Below are 15,532 nucleotides of genomic sequence, written 5' to 3'. Positions count from 1 at the left end.
CGCCTAGCCGGACTGCATGGATAGCGCCAGCGGTCCCAAGGTGATCAGCGCCCCGACCGCCACCGCGATGAGCGTGCTCGCGATGTCCTCGGTTTTGCGAACCACCCGCACCCCCGCCACCAGGCCGAGGATGACCAGCACCGACAGCACCAGGGCGACCAGGCTGTTCCATCGCCACAGTTGGTCGAACGCGATGAACAACCCGGCGCCGAATGCGACGGCCATGATCGACTGCACCACGATCACGCTGCCGCGCCAGAGCGCCTCGAGCTTCCCGGGTGCCGGGTGGGCCTGGATGGGCTGGTACGTGCGGGCTGCCTCGACGTCAGCATGCTGCTCGTCGGGCGTCTTCGTGGCGGTCAGCGAGTCCGCGTCGGCGGCGTCGCGCTCGTCGCTGCGCCGCCGGGCCACCTCGTCGGCGAGGGTCTGCCCGCCGAACAGGGTCGAATCCGAGGCCTGCAGGAAGGAGCGCACGTAGGCGGAATCCTCGGTCGCGAGCTCGGCTTCGCGCACCTCGGAATCCATGACGTCCACCGGAATATCGGCGTATTGCTCCAGCGGGTCTGGGCTCATGTCCTCGGCACCGGATGACGCCGACGGCTTGCCGGCGGGCTCCGCCGGTCGTTCGGCTTCTGGTGCGTCGGGGCGGCGCGTGGGCCGCGGGTAGGCGCTGCGCTCGGGCCCCACCCGGGGTGGCTGCGGCGGCGACTTGGGCCACCGCGGCTCGGGCCGGTACCCGGGCTTGGGCTTGTCTTCGGTGGCCGGTTCGGCGACGACGTGTTCGGAGGCCTGTGCGGGGAGCGCTTCGACCTCGGGTCCCGCTGCGACCGCGGATTCGCCGACCTCGACCGACCCGTGGGCTGCGTGCGCTGCCTCGTCGTGCTCGTCGTCGTCCCGGATGACGGGTATTTCACCGGTCAGCTCGGCGACGGTGACCGCGTCGCTATCGCCGCGCCGGCGGCGGCGCCGTCGGGTAACGGCCGGGGCGCCAATGGTTCCGTTCCTGGCCAGCAGTTCGGCCACCGAGATGGGCCGAGTGCCGGGGCTCTCGGTCTCGGAGTGTGGTCCGGTCATGGTTTGTCGCCTCTCGATCGGTTGGCGTTCCGATCAACTCCCTGACCTCCAGCATTGCGCACCGAAGTCTCTACGAGGGCGGTTCCGTCGGCTTCGCTGTCGAGCTTGCGCAAGATGAGACCTTCCCGTAATGCCCACGGGCAGATATCCACTGTGTCTATCGACAGCGCTCGCATGCTCGCCTCCGCCACCAAAGCGCCCGCCACGATCTGCGGCGCCCGCTCGGCACTGACTCCTTCCAATTCCGCCCTGTCAGCGGTGGTCATCCTAGAGATAAAAGATATGAGTTGCCTGAGGCCGTTTGCCGTCAACGTTCGCTTGACCCGCGGTCCGGCGGCCGACGGCGCGGCGCCGGTCAGCCGCGCCAGCGAGCGGAAGGTCTTCGACGTGGCGACCGCGAGGTCCGGGGCGCCGGCTTCCAGGACGGCCTCGGCGGAATCCGCCAGTTCGGCGTCCAGCCAATCGCGCAGCATTCCCACCCGGCGCCGCCCGGGCGGGTCGTCGGGCAGCCACTCGCGGGTCAACCGCCCGGCGCCCAGCGGCAGCGACAGGGCGACTTCGGGTTCCTCGTCGACACCGCTGGACAGCTCCAGCGAGCCGCCGCCGATGTCGAGGTTGATGATTCGCCCGGCGCTCCACCCGTACCAGCGGCGCACCGCCAGGAAGGTCAGCCGCGACTCGTCCACGCCGGTCAGCACTTGCAGCGCGACACCGGCCTCTTTGCGCACCCGGCTCAGCACGTCGTCGGAATTCTCGGCGTCGCGGACCGCGGAGGTGGCGAAGGCCATCAGCTCCGCACAACCGGAGCTGACGGCAATCTTGGCGAACTCGTCGATCGTAGAGATCAGCTTTTCGGCGCCGCGCTTGGTGATCTTGCCCGAGCTGTCGGTGGCCTCGGCCAACCGCAGGGTGGCCTTCGTCGAACTCATTGGGGTCGGATGCCCGCCGCGGTGGGCATCGACCACCAGCAGATGGACCGTATTGCTACCCACGTCGAGCACGCCTAATCGCACGAAAACAAACTAGCGGGACGTCGATGAGGTTTGGGCTGCGCCCCGCTGAGGAGGCCGCAATTCACCATCCCGCGGCCCGGGTGTCAGCCAAGCGAACAGGGGGAATTTTGGTCTAACGTTGCATCCGTGGCGAATTCGCACCCCGGGCCTGGGCAAGAAGTCGAAATGGATTTTGCCCGTGAATGGGTGGAGTTCTTCGATCCCGACAACCCGGAGCACCTGATCGCGGCCGACCTCACCTGGCTGCTGTCCCGCTGGACGTGTGTATTCGGCACGCCGGCCTGTCGCGGCACGGTCGAGGGCCGCCCGGACGACGGGTGTTGCTCGCACGGCGCGTTTCTGTCCGACGACGACGACCGGGCCAGCTTGGACGACGCGGTCGCACAACTCACCGACGATGACTGGCAATTCCGCGAAAAGGGTTTGGGCCGAAAGGGTTACCTCGAACTCGACGAGTATGAAGGCCAACCCCAACACCGCACCCGCAAATACAAGGGTGCGTGCATTTTCTTGAACCGCCCCGGCTTTCCCGGCGGGATCGGCTGCGCGCTGCACAGCAAAGCCCTCAAGCTGGGCGTGCCGCCTCTGACGATGAAACCCGAGGTCTGCTGGCAGTTACCGATCCGGCGCAGCCAGGAATGGGTGACCCGGCCCGACGGCACCGAAATCCTGAAAACCTGGATCACCGAATACGACCGCCGCGGCTGGGGCTCCGGTGGCGCCGACTTGCACTGGTACTGCACCGGCGACCCGGCCGCCCACGTCGGCGCCAAACCCGTGTGGGAGAGCCTGGCCGACGAACTCGCCGAACTCCTCGGCGCCAAGGCCTACGCCGAACTGGCGGCAATGTGCAAGCGCCGCAGCCAATTAGGGCTCATCGCCATACATCCGGCAACCCGCATCGCCGAGTAGCCGCAGGCCGCTCACATCGTGCGAGTTTCGGTGCAGGCCAACACCATTGGCAATGCCCCACCTGGCGCAGCACAAGACGTCCCCGCCCTCAGCCAGCCGCCCCCGCCAAATCAGCGCCAGCCAGGTCGGCACCCGATACGCTTTGGGCCCACTGCAAAAGCAAATCCGCATTGAGCTGCGGCTGAATCCCCGCCGTCCCCGCCAAACCCGGCAAACCCGCCCCGCCCAACGCCGACACCGCCCCCGACCCACCCGACACGACCGGGGTCGGGATGACGGCAGCGCTGATGGCGACCGGCCCGCCGATTCCACCGAAGCCAGACTCAACGACGCCACCGTTGATCACGATGTTGCCAACTCCGAGCGTATCCAGAGAACTGTTTGAGACGATAGTGACGATGCTGCTGACGATGTTGATGCTGGCTTGAGCGGCAGTGAGGCTACCGCCGCCCTCCAGGGTAAGGGCGCTGCTAGACCCGACCGTCAAGGTGCCGCCGGGCAAGACTAGGACTTCGCCGGCAGACTCGACGGTGAGGGTACTGCCACCCTCGACAATGACCTGGCCACCCGAGGCGACTACAAAGCTGCTGCCGTTCTCGAGGGTGAGGGTGCTGCCAGGGCCGATGGTGACGGTGCCCCCGCCGTCGGTGACGGTGTAGGTGCCGGGGCCGCTGATGGTGCGGCCGGTCGAGCTGAGTTGCTGGGCCAGGGTTTGGGTGCGCGCGGCAGTGTTATTACCCGCACTCTGAACTACCGCACGGGCCTGCGCGTCTTGCCCCGACTCATTCGTAGTCTGCGGGGGCTGCTCAAACGGAGTCAGCGTGCTCGCCGGCATCGACGCCGCAGCATAGCCATACATCGCCGTGGCGTTGCCACAACCCCTTTGCCCAACAGGGGGTGGCGTTAGCCGAGATCGAGTCGAGGGCCTTGCCGATGATGGCGTTAGCCGATCAACGCCACATCGCCAAGTCTGTCCCGACCGCGTCAGCCCGCAACACGCAAGCACCACAACAAGTTTGGGCTCATGGAGTGAGCCCCCAGGCGTCGACCGTGGCGTTTGCTTCGGCAGTTCCTGCCGAGAGGGTCGCCCAGGAATCCACTCGGAGTGCGCAAATCTGCGTCCTGGAAACGCGCTCAACTCCCTAGCGCTGGCTTCTCATCGTCCGCGTCGCCACTTGCGCAGCACCCACCCACCATTCCCATCAGGCCCTCCTGGAACGTGTGCCAACGAGGCCTATCCACCGGGGAGGCCTGGGCGGCGTCGACAGCGCCAGCCGACGGCAAACGCGAAACCGCCCCTATCCGCGGGGCAGCCGCCACCCAGCTCGGCGGCACCGACAACGACCCCAGCGAGACCGCCTTGCCCTGGCCTTCACACCCCACACGAATACTGGAGAAGTCATGGAACGACGTCGGCATCGCGACGTTCACCTTGCCCCCCGTCTCACCACGTTCCATGGGAGCCCTCACCCTCAGCCCGCTTCCACCGCGAGGTCAGCAGCGACGCTTTGAGCCCATTCCACAAGCCCGTCCACGTCGAGCTGGGGTTGATTCTCGCGCTTCCCGGCAGGCCTGGTGAGCGGCCTGGCGCGGATGCCGCCCGCAACGCTCCAGACGAGCTGGAGGCGACGTGGGTGACCGCCGTGGTGGCGACGCCGCCGACGCGGTTCACCATGAGCTGCCCCTCGGCAGCAACCCAAAATCCATGCGCTCCATCCCTTTTCGAATCCAGCACGGCGACTGTTCGCGTGGCTTGATACGAGGGTCTAACAGTCTCGCCTAAACGCCTTGAAGCAATATCCGTCGCTTATAGCGAACTCTGAGTAAATCTAAGTGATCACTTTGTACAGGTCAACGGTTATACCACCATCGACCCGAGAAACGTGTCAGAGAGCCGATGCGGCGGCTCAGCGCCAATGGGTTTGCAGGCGCGAGCGGGTCCTAGATCGAAGCCGCAGCGCGACTCTCGACGCCCGACCGGCAGCTCGACCACCGCCACGTAGGCTGTCGCACCCAGCAAGGTCTGGGGCACCCCTAACCGGGACTGGCCGCACTGTGCAGGCGCTCGCAGCGCGTTAGGGGACATCGCGGCGGCCCACTGAGCGGGGTTGCGCGCTAATGGCATCGGTAGCGCACACTCGGCCACACGGAGCCGGAATTGCGGCCCCCGATCCAGGACCCAGTGTGCTAGGAACGGCAAGTGCCGATTCCCGAGTCATGGCTGAGCTGCGTCGTGCAGTTGGCAACGCACCGTTGTGCCCGATCGATGGGTTGCCCGCGGGTGAGCACTGGTCCGCTATTGCAGGTCAGGAATTGCAGTAAGTCGAATACTTTTGAAGGCTATTCAAACACTTGGATTTCGAGGCAGCGCAGCCGCTCGATACACCCGGCTATCAACAAGTAACGTTCCGGGTCATATGGCCCCGCAGTCGCCTTAGACCGGAGATATCTCCATGCGCTGCACTACGTTCGGCCGATGAACTTCACGTGCGAGAAATCCATATAATTCTGTGCGCAACCCGCGCCTATCGCAGCGTCAGTACCTAGAGCAACGACAGGACCCGGGACGACGCACTCCTACGGCCCCTCCACACCGACCGGAACTTGAATCCCTGCGTCACCCGCAACGCCCGACGCATTTCCCGCCACGCTCCCCGAGGTGCTTCCGGCCGCACTCGCTGAACTGCTGCTCGCCGCGCTCGCCGAGCTGCCGCTCGCCGCGGTCGCCGCTGATGCCGCCGCTGCCCCGCTCGAACTCGGAACCGGGAGCGGAGTGGCGACGGCGGGACCGGTGATGACGGCGCCGCTGTTGACGGCAAGGATTGCGCCGCTGGAATCGAGGGAGACACCGGCACCCGCGCCGGTGGCAGTGAGGCCACCGGATGGGACGGTGACAGCGCCTGGCGCACCCCCAATTATGCCCGTGCCGCTATAGATGGTGGCCGTGCCGCTCCCGACTGCGAGAGTAAACGGCTTATCCGTGGTGAAAAGCCCAAACGAGGAAGTGTAAAAGGTCATCGGACCGAGAGAAACGATGTCACCCTGCGCATCGACATAGAAGTTGCTGAAGGACCCGCCCGCGACGATGGTGACCGGGTAGCCGTCCGCGACGGTGACCGTGGTGCCGGGCTCGAGAACGGCGCCGCCGGGTCCGACGTTGCCGCTGCTGCCGGGTGGCAGCGACGAACCCGACTGCTGGGATGTCGCGAGTTGCATCACGGATTGGGTGCGGGCACTGGTGGCGTCGCCGCTGGATTTGGCGACCGCGCTGGCCTGCCGAGCCTGCCCGGACTGGTCGGTCGTGCGCGGCGGTTCCTCAAACGGGGCCAGCGTGCTCGCCGAGGCGGACGCGGTCGCGTAGCCGTACATGGCAGTGGCGTCTTGGATCCACATCTCCGCGTATTGGGCTTCGGTGGCCGCGATCGCCGGAGTGTTCTGCCCCAGGAAATTGGTCGCAATCAACGCCATCAACTGCGCCCGATTGGCCGCAATCACCGGCGGAGGAACCGTGGCCGCAAACGCCGCCTCATAGGCCGCCGCCGCCCCATAGGCCTGGGCCGCGGTCTGCGCAGCCTGGGCGGCACTAGCCTGCAGCCACGCCGTGTATGGTGCGGCCGCGGCCGCCATCGTCAGCGACGACGGGCCAACCCACGCGCCGGTCAACGCGGAAACTTCCGACGAATACCCGCTGGCGGTCGACTCCAACTGCGCGGCCACTTCGTCCCAGCCGGCAGCGGCCGCTAGCAGCGGCCCCACCCCGGAACCCGTATACATCAACCCCGAATTGACCTCCGGTGGTAGCAACCCAAAATCCATGACAGTACCCCTTTTCTTGAGGCAAATGAATATGAACTGGACAAGAGTACAATAAGCGGATTCCGGGCGCGGTCAGGTAATTGGCTGAGGGTCAAAAGGAATTCCCTCAGCACCAATCCGAGTTATATTTTTGGGGGAATTCCCGGCGCATGGTCTTTCTTGGGGGAGATTGCCGAATTCAAGTCGGCCACAAGTAGAGAGTTCGTACCCCAGGTACGGACTCTTTGACACGACGTGCATTTGTCAAGCACGGCGAGCGTCGCGCGCCAAGCGCAATTGCCGGAATCAGCCCTCGAGCTTGTATCCCAGGCCGCGAACCGTCACCAGGTGCACCGGGTTGGCCGGGTCGGCTTCGATCTTGGACCGCAGGCGCTTGACGTGGACGTCCAGTGTCTTGGTATCGCCGACGTAGTCCGCGCCCCAGACCCGATCGATCAGCTGCCCACGGGTGAGCACCCGCCCGCTGTTGCGCATCAGGTACTCGAGCAGATCAAACTCCTTGAGCGGCAAGGTGATTGTGTCGCCATTGACCGACACGACATGCCGCTCGACGTCCATCCGCACCGGACCGGATTCCAATACGCCGTCGCTGATCTCGGAGTCGTCGTCGCCACCGCGGCGCAGCACCGCCCGGATCCGGGCGATCAACTCACGCGCCGAATAGGGTTTGGTCACATAGTCATCGGCGCCGAGCTCCAGGCCGACCACCTTGTCGATCTCGCTGTCGCGGGCAGTCACCATGATCACCGGCACGCTGGAGCGAGCGCGCAGCTGCTTGCACACGTCCGTTCCCGACATGCCCGGCAACATCAGATCAAGCAGCACGATGTCCGCGCCGGCACGGTCGAACTCGGACAGCGCCGCTGAACCATCGGTCACCACGGTGGCTTCGAAGCCTTCCTTACGAAGCAGGAAGGCCAGTGGATCGGCAAGCGACTCCTCGTCCTCCACGATCAGCACACTGGTCATCGACTTAATTCTTCCTCTCGTTGTGACCTGCTGGGCCGCGCGTCGCGAACCCGGGGTTGCTCGGTTTCTTCGTCGCTATCGCTGTCCTGATAGGCCGGGATGGACAACGTGAACGTCGAACCGGTTCCCGGCTTGCTCCACACGCCGATGCTGCCGTCATGGTTGGCCGCAACGTGTTTGACGATCGCCAGCCCCAGCCCACTGCCGCCGGTGGCTCGCGAACGCGCCTTGTCCCCCCGGAAAAACCGCTCGAAGACCCGCTCCTGATCTTCGAGAGCAATGCCGATGCCGCGATCGGTGACCGCGATCTCGATGTTGTCGCCACGACGGCGACGGCTGATCGACACCGGTGAACCCGGCGGCGAATACGCGATCGCATTAGAGACCAGATTGGCCAATGCGGTCACCAGCAGCGTTTGGTCCCCCAGCACCCGCAGGCCGGTAGGCGAGTCGGTGCGAACCTCGATCTTAGCGTTGTCCGCAGCCACCTTGTGACGCGAAATCGCTTCGGACACAACGCTATCGACGTCTACAGCGGTCACGTTGGGCAACCGCTCGGCGCCCTGCAGCCGGGACAACTCGATCAGCTCGGCGACCATGTCGCCCAGCCTGTTGGCCTCGATCAGCACCTTCTCGGCGAACCGGCGCACGGTTTCCGAGTCGTCCGCCGACGCCAGCAGGGCCTCGGCGAGCAGGGCCATGGCGCCGACCGGGGTCTTGAGCTCGTGGCTGACGTTGGCCACGAAGTCGCGCCTGGTGGCCTCCATGCGGGCGTAGTCGGACTGGTCGTGGACAAAGACCACTGCGAACCGGCGGTCCTCTTCGCTGAGCAGCCGGGCTTGACCGTGCACCGATATCCCGGACCGTCCAGCGGCCCCACGCTTGCCGGGCTGGAGGTCGAATTCGACGTCATCGCCGCCGAGCGCCTGCTGCGCCGCTTGCCAGGCCTGGTCGTCGAGCTGACGATCGCGCACCAGGCCCAATTCCTTGGCCCGCTCGTTGAGGTAGACGACGTCGCGATGTGAATCCACCACAGCGGCGCCCAGCGGCATCAGGGTGACGATTTGTTGGAGCATCTGCGCGACGGTGATTCCGGTCGATTCGGTGGCCACTCGGTGGCGGCGCCGCACCACATGTGCGGACAACCGAGTGCCGGCCGCTACACCAACGGCCAGCGCCAGCACGGACAAGACCCCGGCCAGCAACAGCGCCGAGAACACAGTCACGAACGAAATCCTACAAATCTGGTGAACGCAGCCCTAGCGGAACGAGGCCAAAATCGGACAAGTCACAGCTTGAGCTACAGGTGTTCGGCCGTCGTTCACTCGATGTTTGGCCGACGGGCCTTTGACGCTTGAAAGCGGCGAAATCAGCCAGCCCCCGCAAGCCTACCGGGCACCCTGGCTGGCTACCGCCGCGGCGCCGGCAGCGGCGGCCTCAGGGTCCAGGTAGATACCGCCGGGCACTAACGGACGCAGATCGGCGCCCAGATCGTAGCGCAACGGAATACCGGTCGGGATGTTGAGCTCCGAGATCTCCTCGTCGGATACCTGGTCGAGGTGCTTGACCAGGGCGCGCAACGAGTTGCCGTGGGCGACGATCAGCACCGTCTTGCCGAAGCGCAGATCCGGGACGATGACGTCGGTGAAGTAGGGCAGGAAACGCACAACCACGTCGGCCAGGCATTCGGTGAGCGGTCCGCCGCCGATGTCGGCGTAGCGCGGGTCGGCGTCCTGGCTGAACTCGCTGCCCTTCTCGATCGGCGGTGGCGGGGTGTCGTAGCTGCGCCGCCACGCCATGAACTGCTCGTCGCCGTAGCGGGCCTTGGTTTCGGCCTTGTCCAGGCCCTGCAGCGCGCCGTAGTGGCGTTCGTTGAGCCGCCAGCTGCGCTGTACTGGGATCCACAGCCGGTCGGCGGCGTCCAACGCCAGATGCGCCGTGGTGATCGCGCGCCGCAACAGCGAGGTGTAGAGCACGTCGGGCAGCAGATCGTGTTCGGTCAGCAACTGGCCGCTGCGAACCGCTTCGGCCCGGCCTTTTTCGGTGAGGCCGACGTCGACCCAGCCCGTGAACAGGTTCAGCGAGTTCCATTCGCTTTCGCCATGGCGAAGCAGTACCAGTGTGGCAGTGTCACCCATGCCGCTTAGTCTCTCACGCAGGTTCTGCGGCTCGCCGAGCGTAACGCCACCGCGAAATGCGGGCCCGAAAATCGCAGCCACGTTACGCTCGCGGAGCTAATCGACCTGATCGTCGTCGTCGATCAGGTGGGCGAAGGCCTCCAAATTCTTCAGCGACTCGCCGCGGGATACCCGCCAATCCCATTCCTTCTGAATCGATGAGCGAAAACCCAACTCCAGCAACGTATTAAAGTCCGAATCCACCGCTTCGAGTACCTGACCCAGCACGCGGTCGATTTCGTCGGCGTCAACCGATGCCAGCGACATCCGGCCGACCAAATAGATGTCGCCGACGTTGTCGAGCGTGTAGGCGACTCCGTAGAGCCGGCGGTTGCGCCTGAGCAGGAACCGATAGACGCCCTCGTGGTTCTCGTCGGGCTTGCGGCACACGAACGCCTCGACGCGCACCGAATGCTCACCGATGCTCAGGATGGTGTTGGTCTTGAGCTTGCGCTCGCCGGGCAATTCCACCACCAGCCCCGGCCGGCCGCCATGTGCGCCTTCGTGTTTGGAGTAGGTCAGCTCGCTGACCTCGAGGGCATGCTCGATCACCTGCTGCACCGACGAACTCATGCGCCCACCCCGCGACGCGGTGTCCAGCGGCGCGGTTTGCGTGCCGCTACCCGGTCGCGAACCCGGCGCTGCCGCGCCGCGGCGAAGTCGCCGATGGCCCGCCGATAGCTGCCCAGCAGCGCGTCGGTGGTGTTCTCCCAGGAGAACGTCGCCGCGTGCGCGGCCGCGGCCCGGCTCATCGCGGCGGCTTGCGGCGTCCCGTCGAGCCGCAGCAGCTCACCGAGCGCGTGCGCCCAGTCGTCGACGTCATGCCCGGAAACCAACGAGCCGGTGACACCGTCGCGCACCGCGACCGGCAACCCGCCGACCGCGGCGGCCACCACCGGCGTGCCGCAAGCCTGCGCCTCGACGGCAACCAAGCCGAACGACTCCGAATAGCTCGGCACCGCAACCAGATTCGCGGCCTGGAACAAAGTGGCCAGGTTCGGTCGGGATTGCGGCGGCAAGAATGTCACCCGCGCCGTGATCCCGAGTTCGTCGGCGAGGCGGACCAGCCCGTCCGGCGTAGCCAGACCACTGCCCGACGGGCCGCCGGCCACCACGATGCGCACCTCCGGCAGTTTCGCCGCTGCCCGCAACACGATGTCGGGCGCCTTCAGAGGCTGGATTCGTCCGACGAAGGCGACGATCTGTTCGTCGAGCGGGAGCCCCAGTGCGGCGCGGGCCGCCCGTCGATCACCCGGATGGAACACCTCCAGGTCGACGCCGGGATGGACCACGTCGATTCGCTCCGGATCGGCGTGGTGGATCGAAAGCAGTTGCCTTGCTTCGTCATCGGTGTTGACGATCAGCCGGTCCGCCTCATCGACGACCTGCTGCTCCCCCACGGTGCGCAGCGGCGGCTCGGGTGCGTCGCCTGCGGCCAGCGCCGCGTTCTTGACCGCGGCAAGCGTATGCGCGGTGTGCACCAGCGGCACCGCCCAGCGATCGCGCGCCAGCCAGCCGACCTGCCCGGACAGCCAATAGTGCGAGTGCACGATGTCGTAGTAGCCGGGTTCGTGCGACGCCTCGGCGCGCAGCACCCCGGCCGCGAACGCGCACAGCTGGGTAGGCAGGTCATATTTGTCCAGGCCCTCGAACGGCCCCGCCACCACGTTGCGCACCAGCACGCCGGGCTCGACCTGGACGACCGGCGGATCGGCCGACGCGGTGGCCCGGGTGAAGATCTCCACCTCGATCCCGCGCCGGGCCAGATGCAACGCGCTTTGCAGCACGTAGACGTTCATCCCGCCGGCGTCGCCGGTACCCGGTTGGGCCAGGGGTGAAGTGTGCACTGCCAACAGCGCGACCCGACGGGGATCGTTCAACAGGAGGACATCGTCGTGCCGCACACTTTCATCTTTACAGCACGGGTGTGCAGGCAACCCACGCCGTTCGCGTCAGGCGGACGACTCCGGGACGATTTCCGGGATCCGTGAACCGATCACGCCGGCGCGGCGCATCGCACCCAGCGGGTCGGCGTACAGCCCGCCGAGCGACACAATGCCCGCTCCGGCCTCCTGCACCCGGTTGCCGAAGGCGGTGACGCGGATATCCCGCGGCGTGAGCACCGAACGCTCGGCGAACGCCGCTTCCACCTGCTCCATCGCCTCCGGGTACTCGGTGAAGGCCTGCCCACCGACCACCAGCTCGTCGGGATTGAGCAGGTCACGCAGCAACGCGACCGCCTCACCCAACACCCGGGCCCGCTCCGAGAGCAGATCCTTGGCCTGCTGGTTCCCGGCCCGGGCCACCCGCAGCAGATCCGTGATGCCCGTGGCCGAGCCGTTGGCACGACCCGCGGGAGCCGCCGGCAGGATGCGCAGTCGGCGCGCCGCGGCCAGCACGGCCTCGTCGCTGACCGTGGACTCCAGCGCCCCGGTCCCGCCGAGCAATTCAGAGTAGGCGGGCAGACCCGCGATGGTGCCGGGGCCGCTGGACGGGCAGTGCACCCGTCCGCCGATCACCAGCGCGTAGCCCACGGTCTCGCGGGCGTAGACGTAGAGGCTGGTCGGCGAGCTCGGCGCGAACCGCCGCATACCCAGCAGCAGCTCGGCTCCCGCCATCGCGTCGACGTGGGAGGCCACCGACACCGGCAGGCTCAGCGCGTCGGCAAGCACCGGTCCGACCGGCGCTTGCCGCCAGCCCAACCGCGGGTGGTCGACGTGCCCGGTGGCCCCGTCGACGGTGCCACCGATGGCCACCCCGACCCAGAGCGGCCGCCGGCGATGCCAGCGCCTCAGGTACCGGCTGGCGCTCTCGGCCAGCGATGTCAGTGCGGCTCCCGGCGGGCTCAGCGGTGTCGGGGTTTCCACCGTGTCCAGCGTGCGGCCGAACAGGTCGGTGGCCACGATGCTGGTGGTCCGGGCGCCGATGTGGATGCCCAGCGTCACGAACGGCTCGTGGTTGATCTCCACCGGTACCCGCGGGCGTCCGATGGCTCCGGAGACTGCCAGGTCGGCGCGTTCCCGCAGTAGTCCCGCGTCAAGCAGCGCGATGACCTGGCGGTTTACCGTCGCAATGCTCAGCGACGTGACTCCGGCGATGACGTCGCGGCCGACCGGGCCGCGCAGCCTGACCGCCCGGAACACCGAGGCGGCGGCGGAGTCGGAGATGTGCAGCGACGGCGGCAGAATCTGGCGGTGCAGCCGCAGGTGGCCCTTACGGCTGGGCGAATGAAGTGTATGGGTGAGAGAAGTCGAGCGCACGAGCGTCCTTTGTCCGAGTTCCGAGGGCCGGTCTTGGCCACAACCTGTTTGGGTTCAGGCGCGGCAAAGTGCGCGGCAACAACACGCACATGCCGCGCAAAGACACGCGGCAGTGTTGTTGAACAGGGCGCTGTGGTGCACATCAGGAATTTAGCACGTTTATTAGAGTTGTCTCAGTGAGTTCAAATAACGCGCACCAACGGGTCGCCGTCGTGACTGGCGCCAGCTCCGGGATCGGCGAAGCAACCGCCAAAACCCTTGCCGCTCTTGGGTTTCACGTCGTCGCAGTGGCGCGACGCGCGGATCGGATAAACGCCCTCGCGAAAGAGATCGGCGGCACCGCAATTGTGGCTGACGTCACAGACGACGCGGCCGTCGAGACGCTCGCCGGCAAATTGAGCCGAGTCGACGTGCTGATCAATAACGCCGGCGGCGCCCGCGGATTGGCGCCCGTGGCCGATGCGGACCTCGAGCACTGGCGGTGGATGTGGGAGACCAACGTGCTCGGCACGCTGCGGGTCACCCGCGCGCTGCTGCCCAAGCTGGTCGACTCCGGCGACGGCCTGATCGTCACTGTCACCTCGGTGGCCGCGCTGGAGGTTTACGACGGCGGCGCCGGCTACACCGCGGCCAAGCACGCCCAGGGCGCGCTGCACCGCACGCTGCGCGGGGAGCTGCTGGGGAAGCCGGTGCGGCTCACCGAAATCGCCCCGGGCGCAGTGGAAACCGAGTTCTCGCTGGCCCGTTTCGACGGCGATCAACAGCGTGCCGACTCGGTCTATGCCGGCATCACGCCGCTGACGGCGGGCGACGTGGCCGAGGTGATCGGGTTCGTGGCGTCGCGGCCTTCGCACGTGGACTTGGACCTGATCGTCCTCAAGCCACGCGATCAGGCCAACACCATGCGGTTTAACCGCCAGGGCTAGGCGACGACGACGTCGTGGTCGTCGTGGTGGTCGGGGTCCCCGACAAACTCGGCGCGGTCGACGGTGTCACGGGCGCGGTGACCGGGATCTGGCTCGCCGGCGGATGCGCGTTCGGGGGCGGCAGCGCCGACATGGCCACCCAGGTATCCCAATCGACGGCCCAGTCCCATATGTCGCCGTCGGAGTAGGACAACTGGATCGTGCTGCCGGTCACCTCGACCGGGTCGCCGTACATCGCGGTGGGGTAGTACTCCGCGGCATCTTCGGTCGACAGGTTGATGCAGCCGTTGGTGACGTTGGTGTTGCCCTGCGCGCCGGCGCTCGATGGATTGGCATGGATGAACTCGCCATTGTTGGAGATCCGCACCGCCCAGCGTTCGTGGGCGTTGGTGTAACCGGCCGCGGGGTTGGACATGTAGAAGTCCGCGTATTTCTCGGTGACCACGTGGATGCCGTTGCGAGTCACGTTGCGCGCCTTATCGGCCTCTCCGTAGCTGCAGGGGAAGTCCATGATCACGCCTTCGTCGCGGACCACCTGGATGCGGTGCGACGTCACCTCGGCCTTGACCACCTGCTTGCGGCCGATCTGGATCTTCAGCGACATGTCCTGCAGGCCGTAGGCGCCGTCACCGAACGGCAGCCCGTAGAACTTCGCGTCCACGTTGACGGTGGTACCGGCCGGGTAATACTCGCGGGTCCGGTAGTGGATGCGGGCACCCTGCTGCTCGTCGGGCAGCCAGGCCCAACTGCCCTCGACGGGCGGGTTGGTGGTGACGGTCAGCGCCTTCTCAACGGCCGCCTTGTCGCTGATCGGCGCATCGAACTGGATGATGATCGGCGCGGCAACGCCGACGGTCTGGCCGTCGGCCAACTGGAAGCCGCCATCGACCTTCTTGCTGGGCGCGACAGTGGTGAATTTGCCCGCGACGGGCACCGTCTTGCCGTCGTGGCCGACGACCGACCCGCTCCAGCTATAGCTGGTGTCGTAGCCCAACGGTTCGGTCGTCGTGTACACGGTGCGGTCCTGGTTGAACGCTCCCGCGACAACCTTGCCCTCGGAGCTCGTCAACGCCACCTTCTGGAACCAGCCGTCGCTGACCACAACGCTGACTGGCGCGATCGGAACCACATCCGCGGCGGCGTCGGCGGGCTGGTATTTGAGATTCGGCGCCGACTGCTCTTTCTTCTGCGTTTGCTTGGTCACGGTGCCGCTGCAGGCCGCCAGCACGCTCGGCGCGAACACACCCAGCCCGAGGGCTGTCAAAGCCACCCGCCGATTAATCGGCGGCTCGGCGCGGGTTGTGCTCACGAAATCCAAAGATACCGGCAGGAACGACACGCTTTCCGCCACGACAAGTCGCGAAAATCTACTGGTACGCGAAATT

15 protein-coding genes are annotated in these 15,532 nt (G+C 66.4%); 2 read left to right on the top strand and 13 right to left on the bottom strand.

The annotated features are described in order from the left end of the window. Positions 1-3 precede the first annotated feature (3 nt). Both OK015_RS05535 and OK015_RS05530 read right to left on the bottom strand, forming a co-directional pair. Positions 4-1,074, bottom strand: a complete 1,071-nt coding sequence (locus tag OK015_RS05535; protein ID WP_268129872.1) for a hypothetical protein — start codon at positions 1,072-1,074, stop codon at positions 4-6. Continuing rightward, positions 1,071-2,087: a Ppx/GppA family phosphatase gene (locus OK015_RS05530; protein WP_268129870.1), complete on the bottom strand. Its 1,017-nt coding sequence runs from the start codon at positions 2,085-2,087 to the stop codon at positions 1,071-1,073. The genes OK015_RS05535 and OK015_RS05530 overlap by 4 nt, the downstream gene beginning before the upstream one ends. 165 nt (positions 2,088-2,252) lie before the next feature. Here OK015_RS05530 and OK015_RS05525 point away from each other — a divergent pair, with 165 nt between their 5' ends. Next, positions 2,253-2,999, top strand: coding sequence for a hypothetical protein (locus OK015_RS05525; RefSeq protein WP_268129869.1), 747 nt, complete (start codon positions 2,253-2,255; stop codon positions 2,997-2,999). A gap of 88 nt (positions 3,000-3,087) precedes the next feature. On the opposite strand, the gene OK015_RS29045 is transcribed toward OK015_RS05525, so the two are convergent. From OK015_RS29045 to OK015_RS05480, 10 genes are all read right to left on the bottom strand, one after another. Beyond that, positions 3,088-3,834, bottom strand: coding sequence for a hypothetical protein (locus tag OK015_RS29045; RefSeq protein WP_326498517.1), 747 nt, complete (start codon positions 3,832-3,834; stop codon positions 3,088-3,090). 299 nt (positions 3,835-4,133) lie between these two features. Next, positions 4,134-4,418 (bottom strand): PE/PPE C-terminal domain-containing protein, encoded by a 285-nt coding sequence (locus OK015_RS29215; protein ID WP_442791266.1) that lies wholly within the window; start codon positions 4,416-4,418, stop codon positions 4,134-4,136. A gap of 25 nt (positions 4,419-4,443) precedes the next feature. Further along, positions 4,444-4,674 carry a hypothetical protein gene (locus OK015_RS05515; protein ID WP_268129868.1) on the bottom strand — a complete coding sequence of 77 codons (231 nt, stop codon included), beginning with the start codon at positions 4,672-4,674 and terminating at the stop codon, positions 4,444-4,446. Positions 4,675-5,576: 902 nt separating this feature from the next. Then, entirely contained in the window at positions 5,577-6,815 is a 1,239-nt protein-coding gene (locus tag OK015_RS29040) for a PPE family protein (protein WP_326498516.1), read from the bottom strand. Between the two features lie 285 nt (positions 6,816-7,100). Further along, the gene (gene regX, locus OK015_RS05505; RefSeq protein WP_090599796.1) at positions 7,101-7,784 is read right to left on the bottom strand and encodes a two-component sensory transduction protein RegX; all 684 of its coding nucleotides are present in this window, start codon (positions 7,782-7,784) and stop codon (positions 7,101-7,103) included. After that, complete coding sequence (locus OK015_RS05500) at positions 7,781-9,010, bottom strand: sensor histidine kinase (RefSeq protein WP_268129865.1); 1,230 nt, start codon at positions 9,008-9,010, stop codon at positions 7,781-7,783. Before OK015_RS05500 ends, regX begins: the two co-directional genes overlap by 4 nt. A 162-nt stretch (positions 9,011-9,172) precedes the next feature. Next, the gene (locus OK015_RS05495; protein WP_268129864.1) at positions 9,173-9,922 is read right to left on the bottom strand and encodes a phosphoglyceromutase; all 750 of its coding nucleotides are present in this window, start codon (positions 9,920-9,922) and stop codon (positions 9,173-9,175) included. Between the two features lie 96 nt (positions 9,923-10,018). Then, the gene (locus tag OK015_RS05490; protein WP_268129863.1) at positions 10,019-10,534 is read right to left on the bottom strand and encodes a YbjN domain-containing protein; all 516 of its coding nucleotides are present in this window, start codon (positions 10,532-10,534) and stop codon (positions 10,019-10,021) included. Continuing rightward, positions 10,531-11,865, bottom strand: coding sequence for a D-inositol-3-phosphate glycosyltransferase (gene mshA, locus OK015_RS05485; RefSeq protein WP_442791208.1), 1,335 nt, complete (start codon positions 11,863-11,865; stop codon positions 10,531-10,533). The genes OK015_RS05490 and mshA overlap by 4 nt, the downstream gene beginning before the upstream one ends. Before the next feature lie 48 nt (positions 11,866-11,913). Beyond that, a complete protein-coding gene (locus OK015_RS05480) occupies positions 11,914-13,221 on the bottom strand; it encodes an ROK family transcriptional regulator (protein ID WP_268129861.1) in 1,308 nt (435 codons plus the stop codon). Between the two features lie 176 nt (positions 13,222-13,397). Here OK015_RS05480 and OK015_RS05475 point away from each other — a divergent pair, with 176 nt between their 5' ends. Then, entirely contained in the window at positions 13,398-14,147 is a 750-nt protein-coding gene (locus OK015_RS05475; protein WP_268129859.1) for an SDR family oxidoreductase, read from the top strand. Here the strand turns inward: OK015_RS05475 and OK015_RS05470 are convergent. Beyond that, positions 14,131-15,498, bottom strand: a complete 1,368-nt coding sequence (locus tag OK015_RS05470) for a L,D-transpeptidase (protein ID WP_268129857.1) — start codon at positions 15,496-15,498, stop codon at positions 14,131-14,133. The two genes, OK015_RS05475 and OK015_RS05470, sit on opposite strands and share 17 nt — an antisense overlap. Positions 15,499-15,532: the final 34 nt, after the last annotated feature.

It is taken from the genome of Mycobacterium sp. Aquia_216 (assembly GCF_026723865.1).
Classification (GTDB): Bacteria; Actinomycetota; Actinomycetes; order Mycobacteriales; family Mycobacteriaceae; genus Mycobacterium.
Note: the sequence above shows the minus strand (reverse complement) of the source record. Positions and strands in the feature narration are given on the sequence as shown.

Bases quoted from the DNA above. Each gene is read 5' to 3' on its own strand.
- OK015_RS05535 (WP_268129872.1), bottom strand. From the start codon at position 1,074: ATGACCGGACCACACTCCGAGACCGAGAGCCCCGGCACTCGGCCCATC.
- OK015_RS05525 (WP_268129869.1), top strand. From the start codon at position 2,253: ATGGATTTTGCCCGTGAATGGGTGGAGTTCTTCGATCCCGACAACCCG.
- OK015_RS29045 (WP_326498517.1), bottom strand. From the start codon at position 3,834: ATGCCGGCGAGCACGCTGACTCCGTTTGAGCAGCCCCCGCAGACTACG.
- OK015_RS29215 (WP_442791266.1), bottom strand. From the start codon at position 4,418: ATGCCGACGTCGTTCCATGACTTCTCCAGTATTCGTGTGGGGTGTGAA.
- OK015_RS05515 (WP_268129868.1), bottom strand. From the start codon at position 4,674: ATGGTGAACCGCGTCGGCGGCGTCGCCACCACGGCGGTCACCCACGTC.
- OK015_RS29040 (WP_326498516.1), bottom strand. From the start codon at position 6,815: ATGGATTTTGGGTTGCTACCACCGGAGGTCAATTCGGGGTTGATGTAT.
- regX (WP_090599796.1), bottom strand. From the start codon at position 7,784: ATGACCAGTGTGCTGATCGTGGAGGACGAGGAGTCGCTTGCCGATCCA.
- OK015_RS05495 (WP_268129864.1), bottom strand. From the start codon at position 9,922: ATGGGTGACACTGCCACACTGGTACTGCTTCGCCATGGCGAAAGCGAA.
- OK015_RS05490 (WP_268129863.1), bottom strand. From the start codon at position 10,534: ATGAGTTCGTCGGTGCAGCAGGTGATCGAGCATGCCCTCGAGGTCAGC.